Raw genomic sequence first — 19,047 nt, 5'->3', positions numbered from 1 at the left:
AAGATCGATTCCACAATAGTACGGATGTGTATTAGTATAAAAGTTCATTGAGTTTTCTCCCTTGGTTTGGTCGCCTATTAGGATAAACTTAGTTTATGCTGATAGGGAGGAGGCTCAATGATTATCAGGCCTGAGGATTCACTAAACAGCTTGCACGCTTTTGCTCAAAGGCATGGTCTAGGCAGGCTTGGTTACAGGCTATACAGGTGTTGATGAGGTTTGACTCGTTTTGCATTGCTTTGGCTACAAAATGAGCGTCGGCAAGAAAAGGTCTCGCCATGGAAACCATGTCTGCGTGACCGTCGGCTAATACCGATTCTGCAACTTCTGGCGTATTTATACGGTTAGTTGTCACTAGCGGCAATGTTACCTCTGCCTTCATCCGCTTGGTTATCCACGTGAAAGCCGCACGAGGAACCGAGGTTGATATCGTTGGCACTCTCGCTTCATGCCACCCAATGCCCGTATTGATAAGCGTCGCGCCAGCCTTTTCTATCTCTTTCGCTAAATAAACCACCTCATCCCATTGGGCTCCGCCTTCCACCAAATCGAGCATAGAAAGGCGATAAATAATAATAAATTCAGGCCCCACTTTTTCACGCACACTTTTCACTATCTCGATAGCCAGCCGCGCTCTATTTTCAAGGCTACCTCCCCATTCATCGTCTCGCTGGTTAGTGCGTTCACAGAAAAACTGGTTAATGAGGTAGCCTTCTGACCCCATTATTTCTACACCGTCGTATCCAGCCTTTTGAGCCAAACCTGCGCAATTTGCATAGTCTTTTATTGTGCTTTTAATACCACTTGAAGACAGTGCTCTGGGTTTAAAGGGGGTAATAGGGGATTTCACGGGTGAAGCTGATACCGCTAGAGGGTGGTAGCCGTAACGCCCAGAGTGAAGAATTTGCATGCATATCTTGCCGCCTTCAGCGTGAACGGCCTCGGTAATAACTTTGTGTTTCTTAGCGTGTCTCTTACTGGTCATTCTCCCTGCAAATGGGGCTACCCACCCAGAAATGTTAGGGCTTATACCTCCCGTTACGATGAGGCCTACGCCGCCTTTTGCTCGCTCTGCATAGAATGCAGCCAATTTATCAAACCCGCCTTTTTCTTCCTCTAAGCCTAAATGCATAGAGCCCATCAATGTGCGGTTTCGCAATGTGGTAAAGCCTAAGTCGAGAGGCTCTAGAAGGTGAGGGTAGGGCGTAGTCATAGTCATTTCTCTTTTTATCATTTTAGTGGTTTGCCTCACGTTTTCCGAAGCCTTTTATATAAAGCGCTTTATATAAAGCAAAACGTGTTGAGGTAGATAATCTAAACTGCACAGGTCGCAAAGCAAGCGTTCTAACATATAAGTCGCAGTTTACAAGCCGCACCTAACAAGCCTCTCTTGTGCCTAGTACAACATAATAATATGTGAATACATAAGAAAACGCTGTTCTGATTATTTACTAGGAACAGCGTATCGTAAAGAGAGTTTATTAAAATATAGCGGACATAAAAAAACGAGGTCAAAGACCTCGTTTTTAAAAAGTAGTCAACAAGGGCAGAGCGCCTTAGTCCACGTACATTTTTTGTTTAAACTTAAGGGTTTGCTTTTCAGCGGCTCTCTGAGCGGTGACTTCAAAGCGATACGTCTCTTGGTCGCGAAATGGTAATACTGCCAAATAATAAATAGCATCACCGTCTTCCACCTTTTTAAAGGTCAGCTGCTTTTTACTACCAAGCAAGTTCGTTGCGTTGCCAGTCACTGATACTCGCTGAGCTTCGCCAGAATCCTTATCTAACACTGAAATATTCACTAGCGCATTGTATTTACTGCGAACGATACCGTAGCTAGCTGCCACCTCAGGTGTTAAAAACGGCGTATTCACTACCATGTAGTGCACATCCCATTCACCAAGCGTTTCTTTTTGCTCCGCATGAGCCTGTACGCTTAGGCACATGAGTAGTGCACCTATAAACACTGATGACACTTTTTTAACTATATTCACCGCTGTTCCTCGCATTGACATTATTGGCACCGTTTTCTTTCGATTTGGTGGACGGCGTTAGCGTTAATCCTCACCTACGTAAATCTTCGCCTACAAAGAGAGAGGATTGCCCATTCATCATTTATAAACTCATAGCACTCTGAGCGCGTCTTGGATCAGCAGCTGTAAAAACTGTAATGCAATAATGGCGATGAGCACGGACAAATCAAGGCCGCCTAAGGGAGGGATAATTCTGCGAATAGGCGCTAAAAAAGGTTCGGTAAGCTGATGAAGCACATAGTCTACAGGAGACTGACCTTGGGATACCCAGCTTAGTATTGCCCGCAGTAGCAGCACCCAGAACATAAGCGACAAGGTTTCTTTTATCACGCCCATGACTGACATAATGGCAATCCCGATAGGGTTTAGATTGCCGCCGGTTATCAATATTAAGGTAATGATTTTAAGCGCACACACGGCAAGCGCTAACACAAAGGTGGCCGTATCGAATCGACCTATGGACGGGATAATGCGTCGCAACGGTCCTACAATCGGATGTGTGGCCTTAACGATAAATTGGCTCATGGGATTGTAAAAATCTGCCTGTACCAACTGCAGCCACAACCTCAAGATGACAATCATCAGGTAAAGGTTAAATAATGTATCGACTAAAAATACCGTTGCGTTCATCTACTGTTTTTCCTAAAAACGTTAAAGCTGTTTTGCCATTTCTTCGGCTCGAGCGACGGCAGCGCGCATAGACTTGCTGACAATATCTTTTAAGCCTTCGTCAATGAACGTATTTACCGCCTGTGCGGTAGTACCGCCTTTAGAGGTAACTTGGGCACGAAGCTCACTTAATTCAAGGTCTGGGTTATTGCACACCATTTCGGCTGCACCAAGCATAGCTTGCTGTACCATAAGCCGAGACTGGTCTTTATCAAACCCCATATTCATGGCTTCTTCTTGCATGTTCTGAAGGAATAAGAAAAAGTACGCAGGACTACTGCCGGCAGCGGCAATGACACCGTTGATACCATCTTCTTCATTAACCCAAACAGTTTCACCTACGCTGTTCATTACATCGTCTACATAGGTTCTGTCTTCTTGCGTCACTGTGTCATCGGCATACATACCCGACATGCCTTTACCCAATAAACTTGGCGTATTCGGCATAATACGAACAACGGGGTAGTCACCACCTAACATTTCTTGTAAGCGAGACACCGGAAGGCCTGCTGCTATGCTCAAAAAGAGCTTACCCGCAAGGTCATTGTTTTTCTGTAAGTCGGCGCACATGTCGCCCATAATCTGTGGTTTTACTGCAAGTACAATGGCATCGGCAAACTGGCAGGCTTCATCGTTCGATTGTGTGGTCTGTATGCCAAATTCTTCTTTCAGCTTGTCTAATTTCGGTGTGGACGGGTTTGCTGCAAGTATATTTTCTTTTGCATAGCCAGACTGAATTAACCCACTAATGATGCTGCGGCTCATGTTGCCTGCGCCAATAAATGCCAATTTTTTCTGTTGCATGTAAATCCTATTCGTTGTCTATGTAATTCGTGATCCAGTACGCATAACTATAAGTGATTGAACTCACTATTGCGTATTGCGTAATAAGTCGTCATGTTGCTCTTTGATACATACATTGTTGTAGAAAGCTAACGCCTTAATGTAAACGGGACTTTTTATTTATAAACGCTGACGCGCGATGTCAAACCGCTAACGCCCAATTTTAAAACGCTAACGCTTAGGACACGACTCATCCACGCTTACCAAAAATAGCAGTGCCTATACGCACCATGGTAGAGCCATTTTTAATTGCGGCGTTCATGTCACTACTCATTCCTACGGATAGGGTATCAAAATTGGTCAGGGATTTGTGGTAATGGTCATATAATTCTTTCAGTTTACCGAGGGTATGGTGTTGCTCTTCTTCGCTTGGGTTAGCTTTTGGAATGGCCATGATCCCGCGAAGACATAACTTTTCTTGTGATTCAATAAACTGAATTAAGTCGTCAAGTTCGTTAGGTTTAACACCAGATTTACTGTCTTCATCATCGATATTGAGTTGAATACATACATTTAGAGCAGGTAAGTTATCGGGGCGTTGATCATTTAATCTTCGCGCAATCTTTTCTCTGTCTACCGACTGTACCCAGTGGAAGTGCTCGGCTACGACCTTGGTTTTATTCGATTGAATCGGGCCTATCATGTGCCATTCTATATCAGTGAGGTGTTCAAGTTCCTGAACTTTTTCAATACCTTCCTGAACATAGTTCTCCGCAAACATTCGTTGTCCTGCTTCATACGCTTCAACAATATCCGATACGGGTTTAGTTTTGCTTACTGCTAGCAATTTGACTGAATTTGGTGGACGATGTACTGAAGTAGCGGCTTGTGTAATTCCCTCTAGTGCGGAATTTATTCTTTCTGCTATTGTTTGCATTATTCACCTTGTTATGGAGAAGTGGTTGTGGATATTACCGAACTTTTAGCGTTTAGTGTTAAGAATAACGCCTCAGACTTACATTTATCAGCAGGACTACCGCCGCTTATTCGCGTAGATGGCGAAATGCGTAAACTCAATGTTCCAGCCTTGGATCACAAGCAGGTTCATAGTCTCGTTTATGAGATTATGAACGACATGCAGCGAAAGGAATACGAGGAAAACTTAGAAACCGATTTTTCTTTTGAAGTAAAAGGGCTATCGCGATTTCGTGTAAACGCCTTTGTGCAAAATAGAGGCGCCGCGGCGGTACTTCGAACCATACCAAGCGAAGTGCTTACCCTTGACGATTTAGGTGCACCAGAGATTTTTAAAGAAATCATCAACCAGCCAACTGGAATAGTATTGGTAACTGGCGCAACAGGCTCTGGTAAAAGTACAACATTGGCCGCAATGGTGGACCACATCAACACCCATAAACGAGAGCATATTCTTACTATTGAAGATCCTATAGAATTTGTGCACGAAAATAAGCTCAGCCTGATTAACCAGCGTGAAGTGCATAGAGACACACACTCGTTCAATAATGCCCTGCGCTCTGCGTTGCGTGAAGATCCCGATGTTATTCTAGTGGGTGAGTTACGTGATTTAGAAACTATACGCCTCGCTATTTCAGCAGCAGAAACGGGTCACTTAGTATTTGGTACATTGCACACCAACTCTGCACCTAAAACCATCGACCGTATCATTGACGTGTTCCCGGCAGAGGAAAAATCCATGGTGCGTTCCATGTTGTCCGAATCTTTACGAGCGGTAATATCGCAAACTCTTTTGAAAAAAATAGAAGGCGGCCGTGTTGCTGCTCATGAAATCATGGTAGGTATTCCGGCCATAAGAAATCTTATCCGAGAAGACAAAGTACCACAAATGTACTCGGTTATTCAGACTGGTCAGGCCCATGGTATGCAAACGATGGATCAGTGCTTACAGCGCTTAGTTGCAATGGGAACAATAACTAAGCAAGACGCTGCGTCCAAGTCTGTTGATAAACAGTCTATGAATAACTTCTAGACGGTTTACTGAACATTCGTGTTCAGGGCCAACTTATCAGGTTTAATATCCAGGAACCATAATGCTAGATTCGCTTTTACAAAAAATGATCGACGGCAATGCCTCCGATTTATTCGTTACAGCCAATTTTCCAATTAGTGCAAAAATTAATGGCAAACTTACGCCCATTACCGATTCAATAACCTCTGAAGAGTCGGCGTTGTCATTGGTTCATGAAGCCATGACAGAAAAGCAGCAACACGAATTTCATACGTCTAAAGAATGTAACTTTGCTATTGTTAGAGAAGGAATAGGGCGTTTTCGTTGTTCTGCTTTTTGGCAGCGGGACCAAGCAGGCATGGTTATCAGGCGCATCGTTACGCAAATTCCGAAAGCTGATGATCTAGGGCTGCCAAGAGTCTTGAAAGAAATCATTATGGCAAAGCGTGGACTCGTGCTGTTTGTTGGCGGAACAGGTACTGGTAAATCAACATCATTAGCCGCATTAATTGGCCACAGAAATGAAAACTCCCATGGTCATATTCTCACCATTGAAGATCCTATCGAATTTGTTCACGAGCATAAAAACTGCGTTATTACACAGCGTGAAGTAGGCATTGATACTCAGTCTTTCGATGATGCGCTGAAAAGTTCTCTGCGCCAAGCACCAGATGTTATCCTCATTGGTGAAATTCGCTCCATGGAGACAATGGAATATGCGATGTCATTTGCTGATACGGGGCACTTATGCGTAGCCACGTTGCACGCGAATAATGCTAACCAAGCTATTGAGCGAATAATGCACCTTGCCCCTAAAGACATGCACGACAAGCTGCGTTTCGATTTGAGCCTTAATATTCGCGCTATCGTTGCTCAGCAATTGGTGCCTACACCAGATGGGAAAGGTCGGGTTGCGGCTATAGAAGTGCTGCTGAATACACCATTTGTAAGCGACTTAATTCAAAGAAATGAGATTGGCAGTCTGAAAGAAGCAATGAAAAAAGGCAAAGAGCAGGGCATGCAAAGCTTCGATATGGCACTTTACGACCTGTATAAACAAGGGCGTATAGAGATGGATCAAGCATTACACCATGCTGATTCGCCAAACGATCTTCGCTTAATGATTAAGCTTGATGCGAGTGACAACTCAAGTTTGGGAACGTTATCGAATGTTTCCTTCGATATGGATGAATAACATCTTGATGTGGTGCGCGGCGGGAGTCACTGCTTGAAAAAACTGTTTTCCTCTGAAGATGCGTTTGAACTTCAAGCGGTGCGCAGCGAGCTCGATGCGCTTAGTATTCCTTACATGGTAAAGAATGAATTTGCTAGCGGCGCTCTTGGGGAGTTGCCATGGCAAGAAGCGCAGCAAGAGCTATGGTTGGTCGACGATACGTGGTTTAATCGTGCTTCAAAAGTGGTAGACGGAATCAAAGCTAATTTTATTTCTAGCCAGGCTGGCGAAGGTACTGAAGGGCAGGAATGGGTTTGCAAAGGTTGCGGTGAAGAAAATGGCGGTGCGTTTGAAGTCTGTTGGCAATGTGGCGAAAATTTACAGCACTAGATTTTCTATAGAAGTTGGTTAGGCGTGACTATGTTAGGCGTTACTGTGTTAGACGCTACGATTTAATGGCTGACTCTTAGCAACTAGCAACTAGCAACTAGTGCCCTAGTCTCTAGAAATGATTAGGTTATTCGTAAGCGCTTTCTATCCAACTGGTGAAGATAACGCACGCAGACACGCTATCTACTTTGTCTTTTGTCAGTTTTTTATACCCACCTAGTTCGAATAACATGGCTTTGGCGTCGGTAGTGGTGAGTCGTTCGTCGCACACTTCAACTTTAATTTTAAAGCGATTGTGCAAGCGGTTAGCAAATTTACGAGCCCGATGGGTCATCTGCTGTTCAGTACCATCCATATTGAGCGGTAGCCCAACAACAACCACATCAGGAAGCCAATCTTTATATAAGGTTTCAATAAGGTCCCAATCGGGAATACCGTCTCTGGCCTTTAAGGCGGGCAGAGGCGATGCGGTACCTGTTATTTCTTGGCCTACGGCAACGCCGATACTTTTAGTACCAAAATCGAAGGACAGTATTGTTCTGTTTCCAATTTGATTTCCCACTTTAGGCATGACCAGAGCCTGGTGCTAACTGCCACACATCTACCCCAAGCTTATTCACGGTTGCTTGCCATTTCTTATGGATGGGTGTGTGAAATAATATCTCCTCGTCAGCCTCTATAGTTAGCCATGCGTTGTCTTGCATTTCCTGCTCTAACTGCCCTTTAGACCAACCTGCAAACCCCAGAGCGATAATGGCATCATCAGGGCCTTCATCGTTACCGATAGCGGTTAAAATGTCTTTTGACGTTGTTACCATTACCCCTGGTGCTAGGGCTAAACTCGAGGCCCAGCCTTGTTGCGTCGAGTGCAATACAAATCCTCGTTCCTGACTTACTGGGCCGCCTGCGAGTACGATTTCTTCGGCTTTATCGTCTGACACCGTGAGTTCTTTATCGGTTTGTTCTAGAAGTTGCTTCACATTCATTGTAGAAGGCTGGTTCACCACAATTCCCATGGCGCCTTCTGAATCATGCTCGCAAACATAAATCAAAGAGCGAGAAAAATAGGGATCCTCTAAGCTTGGCATTGCTACCAAAAAGTGATTTTTTAAACTCGTTAACTCTGTCATATTTTTTTCACTTTAGTGTATCGCCCTCAAAATTCATTGCGTCGATTTTTCATCAAACCCGAGCTTCATCAAGCTCAGGGCATTCATTCCAAGCCATCAAGCCTTAAGAGCCAAACGCTTTTCGATAGCCTCAAATAGTTTTGCCATGATGTTTATATTGTAATGTCTTTCAATTTCACGCACGCAGGTGGGGCTAGTAATGTTGATTTCCGTTATTTTATTGCCAATCACATCAAGTCCAACAAAAAGAATGTTGTTCTCTTTCAATGTTGGTGAAATAGCTTCTGCCAATGCTCTGTCTGATTCAGATATGGGTTGTGGGCGACCGGTACCGCCCGCGGCTAGATTACCCCGAGTTTCTCCCTTGGTAGGTAAGCGAGCCAGGCAATAAGGAATAACTTCGCCGTCTACGATGAGAACGCGTTTGTCACCGTCTTTTATCTGCGGTAAATACTCTTGAACCATCATATAGCGCGTGCCAAGATGAGTTAGCGTTTCAATGATGACCCCAAGATTATTGCCGTCAGGCTTCACACGAAAGATGGATGCTCCGCCCATGCCGTCAAGAGGCTTACAAATAATATCTCGATACTTAGCGTGAAACTCGCGAATGGGCACCTGATTATTCGCCACTAACGTAGCTGGAATATGTTCAGGGAAATACGACGTAAACAGCTTTTCGTTGTAATCTCGCAACGCCTGAGGGTTATTTACCACAAGAGCGCCTGCATCTTGTGCCAAAGACAGCATCTGAGTGGCATAGAGAAATTCGCTGTCAAATGGCGGGTCTTTCCTCATAAGCAACACATCAATGTCACCAAGGTGAACTGCATTGGTATCAGTAATTTCATAGAAATCAGCGGGCTGATCTTTCACTGTTACCGTTTTCGCCAATCCCATTGGCTTACCGTTTTCTAAGTAAAGGTCTTTAAGCTCAAAATACACTACAGTTGCACCGCGGCGCTGTGCTTCTAGCATCATTGCGAGGCTGGTATCTTTGTGTGGTGTGATGGCCTCAATGGGGTCCATGATTACGCCGACAGTATATTGCATTAGGTTCTCGCTTTAAAATTAACGGTAGTCACTATGACCTTATACCCCCTTATGTTGGGGCGCTCTACCACAGTTCAAGACAGCGGCGTTATGTTCTACAATGTAAACAGGATTCAGGTTACTCAGAAATCGCCATGTTGAGCTTGCAGTATGCTTAACGACGTGAGGGCTGCAGTTTCTGTTCTTAAAATTCGCGGGCCTAGACTTACCGACAGGTATCCATTTTCATTAGCCTGATGAATTTCTGTCTCAGAAAGGCCGCCCTCCGGCCCCACTAGTAATCTGTAGCCTTGCGTATTGTAGGGTTGCTTAGCAAGAGGCTGTGACGCACCCGGTGCAAGGACTATACGAGAACTAGAAGTAGATTGAGACAACCACTGAACAAGAGAAACTGGCTCATTAAGCTCAGGCACTCTGTTCCGACCACTTTGCTCACAGGCCCCTATGATAATTTTTTGCCATTGTTGCAGCTTTTTTTCCCAACGGGATGGTTCTAGTTTTACAGCACATCGCTCAGTGATAATTGGGGTAATTTCACTGACGCCTAATTCCACACTCTTTTGTAATACCATATCCATTCTGTCACCCTTTGAAACGCCTTGACCTAAATGCAGGTGCAGAGGTGACTCATGAGAGACAGACAAGCAGGCATCAATCTCAACGATAACGTTTTTCCGCTGAACACTGATGATTATTCCACTATATTCATTGCCATCGCCGTTAAATAAAACAATTGGTCGATTAGGCTTTAGGCGTAACACCGTTGCAACGTGATGCCCTGCCTCTTGGGTAAGCTCAAATTCTTGTTCTAACGCGATAGTGTCGGGGTAATAAACTCTAGGTATACGCATGAAAGATTAGCAGTTGTTATTTTTGCTTATAATACGTGGGGAGGGGGGCGTCATGCAACGCCGACGTCAACGAAATCGACGTTTCTTAATAGTTTATCGGTCAGACTCGACGGTCTTTTTATGGTTTTTTGGGCTACGCTAGTTTTTCTACAGCAACTCAGTAAATAGCCGAGTTATGCTGCGCGAGCAGTGTCAGTTGTGCCTGAGTGTAAGGAACGAGTTTCCGGCAACGCAGTGGTTTCACTTTTTGCGACGTTGAGGTCGCTTTGCGATCGTGCGTATTTGGTATGCTTCCCAGTGTCTTTACGTAAAGAATACAGAAATATTCCAGCAACTACGGTAAATAACGAGGATAAGAGCAACATATGATAATCCTTTTTTTAAAAATTTTTACTAAAGCATCAATGTGCTGTTGTTTGGCATTACAGCGATGTTAGTGCCTTTGCATCAGGAGAAAGCTAAATCAACGTTGATATAAACAACCTATGCCAATTCCCAATGCACCATCCGTGAAAATTTAGTGTAAGCTTTTTCGATTGAAAAATCATCAGTCTTCTTCTTCTATACTTTTAAAAAAACGCTCAGTGTGGTCAATATGAAAATGTTCGCTCAAGTATTTTATTTTATACGTGGTCACAATTGGAAATTGCAATGTAGACGAGGAATGTGACAGCCAAGTGAAAAAAGATTTTATTTAAAAGAACAAAAATAGTCGGTGAGCAAAAATTAAAGCACTATCAATTTTAGATCAGTCAACATACTACTTTGGTATAGTAAAAGCGCTCTTCATGCAGTGTGCTCGTTAGACTTTAGCGTAATTTTAAAGGTTAATTAAGTTTAACTATTGGTGATGTTGGTTTTTACTGATAACGTTGGATTCATAGTAACTACACACTCAACAAGGAATAATTATGGAAGAACAACTCTCGCTCTTTTCTGCAAGTGACGTTGAAAGGTATATAAATGATTACGCAATTCCATGGGGCATTAATATCGCCATGGCAATTGCAATTTATGTTATTGGTAAAATTGTTGTAGGACTGCTGCTGTCAGTGTTCCGACGCGTAATGGCCAAATCTAAATACGACGACATGCTTGTCGACTTTTTAGAAGCAATCATTAGCGCCATATTAATGCTATTCGTTATTGTAGCATCGCTAGACCAACTTGGCGTTGACACCACATCGCTTGTTGCTATTTTAGGTGCTGCTGGCCTAGCTATTGGTTTGTCATTACAAGACTCGCTCAAGAATTTCGCAGCGGGCGTAATGCTTCTTTTATTCAAACCATTTAAAGCGGGTGACTTCGTTGAAGCGGGTGGAACTGCGGGCTCAATTAAAAAGATTGGCATTTTTACAACGACAATGACAACGCCTGACAATAAAGAAATTATTGTACCAAACGGTAATATCTACAGTGGCAATATTACCAATTACTCGGCTAAAGAAACTCGCCGTGTAGATATGGTTGTAGGTATTGGATACGACGCTGATTTATTAAAAGCGAAGCAAATACTTCAAGAGATGGTGTCAGCTGACGAGCGAATCTTAGCGGAGCCAGCTCCTACTGTCGCAGTGTCTGAGCTTGCCGACAGTAGCGTTAACTTCGTGGTTCGCCCATGGGTTAAGGCATCAGATTTCTGGGGCGTTAAGTTCGATTTTACCGAAGCGGTTAAATTGCGTTTCGACCAAGAAGGCATCTCTATTCCGTTCCCACAAATGGACGTGCATTTGCATAAAACAGATGGTGAGTAAGACTACACCATCTAGATAAACAAAAACGCCGCTTTTAAGCGGCGTTTTTTATTAGGGCGTGTTGATCTTTGCTGTACATTTTTGCAGCGGTCTGTGAGCTATTTAAACAAGGCGAATGGTTGAAGGTCTAGCGGGCTAAATCGAAACCATTCAACGCAGAGTAAATAGCTCACAGGCGCTGCCCGAAGGGGGCGTTATGGAAGCATTTTACTCTTTGGCCCCGCTTTTTATTTGGCCCTTTGACTTAGCCCACTAGGCCTACAGGACTGTTTCGCGATTAAAATGCTTCCATTTAGCCCAAAACTTGTACAGCAAAGATCAACACGCCCTTCTATTACTTTGAATTACTGCTTACAATTGGGGCGGTTGTTCGTGGCTTGATAATCAGCAAGCGCTGGACCCATATTTGCTCTTAAATCTTTAATACGCGTTTGCGGAGCCGGGTGAGTAGATAAAAACTCCATTGGGCTATTTCCTCCACTCGCTGCCTCCATGTTCTGCCAAAGGTTGACAGACTGACGAGGGTCAAAGCCAGACTTTGCCATGAGCTGTAGACCTATTTCATCGGCTTCTGATTCGTGAGTTCTGCTAAAAGGTAATTGAACACCAACCTGCATGCCTAATCCAATAGCCGCCATAATAGGGCCGGACTGAGGCACCTCATTCGCTGCAAGCACCTGGCCCGCTGCTTGAGTACCCATATTAATCAAGGTAGATTGAGACATACGCTCATTACCGTGTTCTGCGATTACGTGACCTACTTCATGCCCAATGACTGCTGCAAGCTGATGCTGGTTTTCAGCCACGCCAAGAAGGCCAGTATAAACCCCTATTTTACCGCCAGGCAAAGCAAATGCATTGACTTGCTCATCGTCAAAAACCACCACTTCCCATTTCCCGTCAAAAACAGAGGCGGGCACCTGTGCAGTAATTGCATTGGCAATACATTCCACGTAAGTGTTCTGCACTCGCTTAGTCGACACTTTGAGTTCTTCTTTCATACCTGAAAATGCCTGTGCCCCCATTTCAGACAACTGGGAGTCAGAAAAAAGCAGTACCTGATTTCTGCCAGTTGGAGAAGTGGCACAAGCTGATAGTGCGAGCGCAGCCGCTACCGCTGCTGACAAAGTGAATTTCAATTTCATTTTAAGTCCTTCGTGTCTTTAACATCTATTGGCTTTGAGCCTGATGATCTTTGGTTTGCAGTTTTTAAGCACTTCTAGGTCAACGCGGTTTAATAAAAGCGCAAAACGTGCAGACCAAAGGCCAAAAGGCTATTGCCAAGCATACATCTATTTTTGATACATCAATAGTAGCTAAATGACTTAGTCGTTCACGCGACATGTAACGGGAAAAATATCATCGCTCAATAAGTAGTTGATAGCCCTTGGTAAAGCCTTTGCCAAATTAATATTTGTGTCATAAACTGGCTTTAATTTATACATAGAAGTTACATGATATTTCTGTTGTACTGGAATAATGTTGAACAGATACCTACACCTGCTGATTGTACTAGTGCGCAGGAAGTGATACCTATTTCAACAGTCCAACACTGAATAACACACTAATAAAAAAGGAAATAAAAATGGCAGTGCGTAATAAATTCAAGTACGGATTACTCGCCCTTCTTGTGTCTGCATCGTTAACGGGTTGTGGTCTAGACGGCGACGATGGCGAGCAAGGCGAAACGGGTGCTCAAGGGCCCCAGGGTGAACAAGGAACACCTGGCGCAGATGGTTCTGACGGTACTGATGCTTCAATTGGTATTGCCTTAGATGTGGTAGGCCGTGCATTTTTAGGTAATCAAGGCGCTGCTGAAATTGTTCAATATCACGCCGATACCCAAACGATTTACGCAACTAACACCTCAACCAATACTATAGCGGTTATTCCCGCTGGCACTGTCACTACAGCGGCGTTAGGCGACCCGATAAACACAGTCAACCTCACGCCTTCAACGGTTAATTTACCTGCAGACATCAATGGTGTTGCCCTAGGCGGTGTTAACAGTATAGCGGTCAGCGGTGACCTTATGGCCGTTGCAGTATCCGCAGCAGTGAAAACTGACAACGGCTATGTACTTTTCTACAGCGGTTTAGATAGCGCAGCCCCAGCATTTTTAGATTCAGTAGAAGTGGGCGCGCTGCCCGATATGGTCACTTTTACTCCTGATGGCGGTAAAGTGCTAGTGGCTAACGAAGGCGAGCCTTCTGATGACTACACAATAGACCCGGTTGGTTCGGTATCAGTTATTAATGTACTTGCCAGTGGTGAACCAGAAGAAACGGGAACTACTGTTGGTTTTACCTCGTTTAATGGTTCACAAGCCGAATTGATGGCACAGGGCATGATGTTCCCCAATCCCTCAGGTCGCACAATTAACGGTACTGCTATTGCGACAACCGTAGCGCAAGACTTAGAGCCTGAGTACATTGCAGCAACAAATGATGTTGCCTACATTAGCTTGCAAGAAAATAACGGCTTAGCGATTCTTGATTTAGAAGAGTTAACGGTTGATGTTGTAGGGTTAGGTACTAAAGCATGGGCTGATTTGAATATCGATATTCAAGAAGACAGTTCAGTAAGCTTTGGTCAGTACGCCGGTCTGTACGGTGTGTATCAGCCTGATAGTCTTGCTACTTTTACTTGGAAAGACGCTACCTTCATTGTGACTGCAAACGAAGGTGATGCCCGTGAATACTTTTTCGATGCGGCTGATGAAGCTGCATGTACCGCTGCTGGTGGTGTTTCTTTTGATGAAGACGACGGCTGTTTAGCTTACACCGATGAAGTAAAAGTGAGTGATTTAGTTGCAGAGGCAAACTCTGAATTAGCTATGTTGCAAGCCACTGGAGAAGCTGACGATTTACGTGTTACCACAGCCATGGGCGACGCTGATAGTGACGGTGAATACGATGCTGCATATACCTATGGCGCACGTTCATTCACCATTTGGGATCAAAACGGCTTAGTGGTTTTCGATTCGGGCGATGATTTTGAGCGTATTACGGCGTCAGTACACGGTGCACAATTTAATAACGATAACGACGTAAACGCAGCCGATTCACGTTCTGAAAATAAGGGACCCGAGCCGGAAGCTATTACTGTTGGCCAAATTGGCGATCGCACCTACGCATTTATTGGTTTAGAGCGCATGGGCGGAATTTTCGTTTACGACGTGACTAATCCGTATGACGCGCAATTTACCGAATACGTCATTAACCGAGACCTAACTGAAGGCCTAACCTCTGACGATGTGATTGGCGACTTAGCGCCTGAGAGTTTAGTGTTTGTTAGTGCAGACGACAGCCCAAGCGGTGAAGCGTTATTGGTTGTCGGTAATGAAGTAAGCGGGACTGTATCGGTATGGCAAATTAGCCAGCTGTAATGTAAAAATAGCTGCAACGCAGCGTGATGAGATTACGATAAAAGCCCGCTTTAAAGCGGGTTTTTTGTTTCTAGCGATGGCGTTTACTGTATGCGAGTAGACATTGTGTAAAGCGCTCTAAATATTCCGCCTACGTTCACTGGTTGAGAATAGTTACAGAGCGACTGGATTGAGGTAAGCTATAGCAAATGCAGAGGCGTTTATATGATGCCAGCGAGCAAAGGCATTAAAGGTTTGCCTAATTCAAATACACAGACGGTGTATTATTGCCTTTAATACTGTTGCGTAGGTGATTCAGCCGTAAAATAGGGCGCAATCGATTGCTTTAGAAATAGCATTTGTGCACCTGTATTTGCCATCTAGGTTCACCAAATAATAGAAGCGTATAATTAAAAAGAGAGTAACTATGTCTCAGCAGGTCGTGATAAGTGGCGTGGGTGTCTGGCACCCTGAAGAAAGCATCACCAACGAAGAATTGGTAGCAAGTTACAATGCGTATGTAGACAGTTTTAACGAAAAAAATAAACAAGACATTGAAAACGGCGACGTTGCGCCAATGCCCTATTCAAGCGCTGAATTCATTGAAAAAGCATCGGGCATAAAAAGTCGATATATCTATCAGAAAGAAGGCGCTTTAGATATTGAGCGAATGAAACCCAAAATTTCACCTCGTAGCGATGATGTGTTGTCGCATCAGGCTGAAATAGCTGTTGAAGCTGCACGCTTAGCCCTTGATTCAGCGAACGTGAATGCACAGGAGATTGATGCTGTTATTGTTTCATGCGCTTATACACAACGAGCTTACCCAGCTATTGCTATTGAAGTACAAGAAGCGCTTAACATAGAAGGCTTTGGTTTTGACATGCTTGTGGCTTGTTCTGCAGCAACGTTCGGGATGCATCGAGCTTTTGAAATGCTAAGTGCCGGCAACGCTTCTCGAGTGTTGGTGATAAACCCCGAACTAGTATCGCCGCAAATAAACTATACCGATCGAGATAGCCACTTCATTTTTGGCGACGTAGCCACAGCAACCGTTATGGAATTAGCTGATACTGCAAAAAGCGAGCATGTTTATGATGTTCTGAGCACCAAAGCGGTAACCAAATATTCAAATAATATACGCTCAAACTTTGGTTATTTAACCAGAGCCGAAGACGTTGAGCCCTATGGTGTCGACAAGCTGTTCCATCAGGCAGGGCGTAAAGTGTTCAAAGAAGTTTGCCCCATGGCGGCCTCACACATCGAAGCGCATTTAGAAAAACACAATATTACGCCTGCCCAAGTAAAGCGATGGTGGCTACATCAGGCGAATATCAATATGAATACATTGATTTGTAAGCGTCTGCTTGGTAGAGATGCAACACAACAAGAAGCGCCCATTGTGTTAGATGAGTATGCTAATACAGCGTCGGCGGGTTCTGTCATTGCGTTTGGCTTGCATCATCAAGACCTCGTTTCTGGTGATTTGGGCGTGCTATGTTCATTTGGTGCAGGCTACTCCATTGGCTCTTTGGTAGTTAAAAAACGCTAAGCGCGTAAACAAGCGCTTAGACAAGCACCCAAAGGCCAGCATCTAAGAATGGCATTTAAAGATGAGCGCTTGAATGTAGTCGTTTGAGGCTTGTCTCAGCAATAGCTGCTTATGAGAAATAGCCAACCAAACCCAATATGAAAAGAATTACTAGGATGACAGCGAAGGAATGGTTTCAGATTTAGGTTATGGGCTAAATAGCCTTGCGCATTTAGCACTGCTACTTTTATTGCTAACGGTAAGGAAGCCCGGAGTAGCGAAGCATTTGCTCGTTCTCGCTACAGCCACTACCTTCGTTTGGTCGACAAGTTTAATTACAGTGTTGTTTGGCCCTATTTCGCTCAACTGGTTATTAACAGTTGATATAGTAAAGCAGCTGGCGTGGCTTCTTTTTCTTGCTGGCTGTATTCAAACTAACTTTCAAAACCTTCATCACGTACTTCGTCGCCCCGCGACATTGATGATCATGGCGCCTGCTATTGTAGCCCTTGCCGCGCCCTACCTATTTGCTATCGAGCCCACGTGGAGCTTTTTAACGCTCATTGTGTTGTCGTTGGAAGTGCTTGTATTACTAGAGGTTGTGTATCGTCAGGCAGGGCGAGAGCAGTGGGCGTTTAAACCCCTTATTATTTATCTTGGTGCGGCAAATGTTTTCGAGTTTGTCACCTATGCGAATGCGACCATGGTTAATCAAGTTGAGGTCGGGTACATCGCAGCGCGAGGCTATATCTATTTCCTTCTCATGCCGCTGCTGGTCATTTCTATTCGTCGTATTCATCACTGGGGTATTGATATTTTCATTTCTCGAGATGTAGTACTTCATAGCTCTTTGTTACTAGTGGCCGGTGGCTACTTATTTGTCATGGCTGTTGTTGGTTATGCGATTAATTTTATGGGGGGAAGCTGGGGGGCTACGGTACAAATTATTTTAGTGGTCATGTCTTTCGCTTTATTAGCCACTGTATTTCTGTCTAATGCATTTAGAGCAAAAATCAAAATTTTTATTACTAAGCACTTTTTTGCCAATCAATACGATTATCGCGTGGAGTGGGTAAAACTTACCAAATGGTTAACTCATTCAGGGGATAGCAGTGCTGACGTTTATCATGCGGGGTTAACCGGTCTTTTAAATGCAATTCAATATGACTCAGGCCTGTTATTTAAAGTGTCAAAAAGCGGCCTAGACTGTGTAGCCGCAGCGTCACCATCAGGGGATACTAACCCAAATGAAAAGCAGCACGCTATGCTCACGCAGCTAGTTGAATATAGCGGTGAAAAGGGATGGGTTATTGATACGGATGCATATTTAGTCAAGCCCTTTGACTACGAAGGGCTAAAGCTAGATAGAGAGGTTTTGAAACAATGGGGTTATCAGCTTTTCATTCCATTCATGCAAGATTCTCAGGTATGGGGCTTCGCGGTATTAGCTGCGAGTGACAAAGAAAAAGTTGCCTTGAATTGGGAGGTGAAAGATTACCTTAACGCTGTATCAGAACAAGTTGGGACATTTATACAGCATCATGAAGCAGCCCAAGTTGTGGCAGAGAATGCACAATTCGCAGCGTTTAATCGGATGTCAGCATTTGTATTACACGATTTAAAAAACGTGCTTGCCCAAGTAGATCTCATTCTCGCTAATGCGCAACAACACAAACACAATCCTGAATTCATTGAAGATACCTTTGAGACTCTTGAGCATACAAAAGCGCGCATGGAAAAAATGCTCAAACAATTAACGGATAAAAAAGTAGTTGAAGAGAGTGTGAATGATGACCAGTATCTTTCGCGTATTGTCGATGAGGTAGTATCACAGCGCTGCAGTTCTATTTCTCCTGTACCCAAAGTGCACTTGATGAAAGAAGAGTCGGTTATTGTGGACAAAGAGAAAGTGGCCAATGTACTTTACCACCTCATAAGTAATGCTCAGCAAGCCACCGCAGATGACGGCGAAGTTGATGTGGTTTTGACAGTTGATGGGGCGCAGCGCACGCAAATGGTCATGATCGAAGATACTGGTACAGGTATGGAAAGAAGTTTTATTGAAGAGCGTCTTTTCAAACCGTTTGATACTACCAAGGGAAATGCGGGCATGGGCATTGGCGCTTACGATGCAAAAACCTACCTAGAATCTATCGGCGGTAAACTTACCGTACAAAGTGAAGTGGGAAAAGGCAGCTGTTTTACACTGCATTTTCCCATAAAATAGGCGATGATACATGTCGCACAATGGCGCCTAGGTGCATAGGCACGCAATCAAATACGAGCGCAGTGGATTGTTCGCGGCGTATGATGAAGTAGAAAAAT

At 44.1% G+C, this 19,047-nt stretch carries 17 protein-coding genes and 1 pseudogene; 7 read left to right on the top strand and 11 right to left on the bottom strand.

Going from position 1 to position 19,047, the window contains the following annotated elements; translation table 11 throughout:
* Nucleotides 1–127: 127 nt before the first annotated feature.
* The 5 genes and pseudogenes from O9X84_RS16840 to O9X84_RS16820 form a co-directional block, all read right to left on the bottom strand.
* Nucleotides 128–1,219, bottom strand: a pseudogene (locus O9X84_RS16840) (2,4-dienoyl-CoA reductase FMN-binding domain-containing protein); the annotation flags it as partial.
* Between the two features lie 337 nt (nucleotides 1,220–1,556).
* Nucleotides 1,557–1,946 (bottom strand): DUF4426 domain-containing protein, encoded by a 390-nt coding sequence (locus O9X84_RS16835; protein WP_269520843.1) that lies wholly within the window; start codon nucleotides 1,944–1,946, stop codon nucleotides 1,557–1,559.
* Nucleotides 1,947–2,123: 177 nt separating this feature from the next.
* The gene (locus tag O9X84_RS16830) at nucleotides 2,124–2,663 is read right to left on the bottom strand and encodes a YggT family protein (protein WP_269520839.1); all 540 of its coding nucleotides are present in this window, start codon (nucleotides 2,661–2,663) and stop codon (nucleotides 2,124–2,126) included.
* A gap of 21 nt (nucleotides 2,664–2,684) precedes the next feature.
* On the bottom strand, nucleotides 2,685–3,506 hold the full coding sequence (gene proC / locus O9X84_RS16825; RefSeq protein WP_032097431.1) for a pyrroline-5-carboxylate reductase: 822 nt from the start codon (nucleotides 3,504–3,506) through the stop codon (nucleotides 2,685–2,687).
* A 229-nt stretch (nucleotides 3,507–3,735) separates the two neighbouring features.
* Nucleotides 3,736–4,422 (bottom strand): YggS family pyridoxal phosphate-dependent enzyme, encoded by a 687-nt coding sequence (locus O9X84_RS16820; protein ID WP_269520838.1) that lies wholly within the window; start codon nucleotides 4,420–4,422, stop codon nucleotides 3,736–3,738.
* A gap of 27 nt (nucleotides 4,423–4,449) precedes the next feature.
* Between O9X84_RS16820 and O9X84_RS16815 the strand changes: the two genes are divergently transcribed.
* The 3 genes from O9X84_RS16815 to O9X84_RS16805 all read left to right on the top strand — a co-directional run bounded on the left by O9X84_RS16815 (nucleotide 4,450) and on the right by O9X84_RS16805 (nucleotide 7,036).
* Nucleotides 4,450–5,493 carry a type IV pilus twitching motility protein PilT gene (locus O9X84_RS16815; protein ID WP_269520837.1) on the top strand — a complete coding sequence of 348 codons (1,044 nt, stop codon included), beginning with the start codon at nucleotides 4,450–4,452 and terminating at the stop codon, nucleotides 5,491–5,493.
* Nucleotides 5,494–5,554: 61 nt separating this feature from the next.
* Complete coding sequence (locus O9X84_RS16810; RefSeq protein ID WP_269520836.1) at nucleotides 5,555–6,667, top strand: PilT/PilU family type 4a pilus ATPase; 1,113 nt, start codon at nucleotides 5,555–5,557, stop codon at nucleotides 6,665–6,667.
* 33 nt (nucleotides 6,668–6,700) lie between these two features.
* Entirely contained in the window at nucleotides 6,701–7,036 is a 336-nt protein-coding gene (locus tag O9X84_RS16805; RefSeq protein WP_269520835.1) for a putative signal transducing protein, read from the top strand.
* Nucleotides 7,037–7,163: 127 nt separating this feature from the next.
* On the opposite strand, the gene ruvX is transcribed toward O9X84_RS16805, so the two are convergent.
* From ruvX to O9X84_RS16780, 5 genes are all read right to left on the bottom strand, one after another.
* Nucleotides 7,164–7,607 (bottom strand): Holliday junction resolvase RuvX, encoded by a 444-nt coding sequence (ruvX, locus tag O9X84_RS16800; protein ID WP_269520834.1) that lies wholly within the window; start codon nucleotides 7,605–7,607, stop codon nucleotides 7,164–7,166.
* Entirely contained in the window at nucleotides 7,600–8,166 is a 567-nt protein-coding gene (locus O9X84_RS16795; protein WP_269520833.1) for a YqgE/AlgH family protein, read from the bottom strand. The genes ruvX and O9X84_RS16795 overlap by 8 nt, the downstream gene beginning before the upstream one ends.
* A 96-nt stretch (nucleotides 8,167–8,262) precedes the next feature.
* A complete protein-coding gene (gshB, locus tag O9X84_RS16790; RefSeq protein ID WP_269520832.1) occupies nucleotides 8,263–9,219 on the bottom strand; it encodes a glutathione synthase in 957 nt (318 codons plus the stop codon).
* Nucleotides 9,220–9,341: 122 nt separating this feature from the next.
* Nucleotides 9,342–10,070, bottom strand: coding sequence for a 16S rRNA (uracil(1498)-N(3))-methyltransferase (locus tag O9X84_RS16785; RefSeq protein WP_269520831.1), 729 nt, complete (start codon nucleotides 10,068–10,070; stop codon nucleotides 9,342–9,344).
* A 173-nt stretch (nucleotides 10,071–10,243) separates the two neighbouring features.
* Nucleotides 10,244–10,435: a hypothetical protein gene (locus O9X84_RS16780; RefSeq protein WP_269520830.1), complete on the bottom strand. Its 192-nt coding sequence runs from the start codon at nucleotides 10,433–10,435 to the stop codon at nucleotides 10,244–10,246.
* 546 nt (nucleotides 10,436–10,981) lie between these two features.
* Here O9X84_RS16780 and O9X84_RS16775 point away from each other — a divergent pair.
* A complete protein-coding gene (locus tag O9X84_RS16775) occupies nucleotides 10,982–11,824 on the top strand; it encodes a mechanosensitive ion channel family protein (RefSeq protein ID WP_269520829.1) in 843 nt (280 codons plus the stop codon).
* 344 nt (nucleotides 11,825–12,168) lie between these two features.
* Here O9X84_RS16775 and O9X84_RS16770 read toward each other — a convergent pair whose 3' ends face one another.
* Complete coding sequence (locus O9X84_RS16770; protein ID WP_269520828.1) at nucleotides 12,169–12,969, bottom strand: M48 family metallopeptidase; 801 nt, start codon at nucleotides 12,967–12,969, stop codon at nucleotides 12,169–12,171.
* Nucleotides 12,970–13,409: 440 nt separating this feature from the next.
* Here O9X84_RS16770 and O9X84_RS16765 point away from each other — a divergent pair, with 440 nt between their 5' ends.
* The 3 genes from O9X84_RS16765 to prsK all read left to right on the top strand — a co-directional run bounded on the left by O9X84_RS16765 (nucleotide 13,410) and on the right by prsK (nucleotide 18,949).
* Nucleotides 13,410–15,212: a choice-of-anchor I family protein gene (locus tag O9X84_RS16765; protein ID WP_269520827.1), complete on the top strand. Its 1,803-nt coding sequence runs from the start codon at nucleotides 13,410–13,412 to the stop codon at nucleotides 15,210–15,212.
* Between the two features lie 406 nt (nucleotides 15,213–15,618).
* On the top strand, nucleotides 15,619–16,743 hold the full coding sequence (locus O9X84_RS16760; RefSeq protein ID WP_269520826.1) for a beta-ketoacyl-ACP synthase III: 1,125 nt from the start codon (nucleotides 15,619–15,621) through the stop codon (nucleotides 16,741–16,743).
* 169 nt (nucleotides 16,744–16,912) lie between these two features.
* Complete coding sequence (gene prsK, locus O9X84_RS16755) at nucleotides 16,913–18,949, top strand: XrtA/PEP-CTERM system histidine kinase PrsK (protein WP_269520825.1); 2,037 nt, start codon at nucleotides 16,913–16,915, stop codon at nucleotides 18,947–18,949.
* Nucleotides 18,950–19,047: the final 98 nt, after the last annotated feature.

This window comes from Alteromonas sp. BMJM2 (assembly GCF_027257845.1).
GTDB lineage: Bacteria > Pseudomonadota > Gammaproteobacteria > Enterobacterales > Alteromonadaceae > Alteromonas.
The sequence above is the reverse complement of the archived record's forward strand: the minus strand, read 5'-3'. Positions and strand labels throughout refer to the sequence as shown.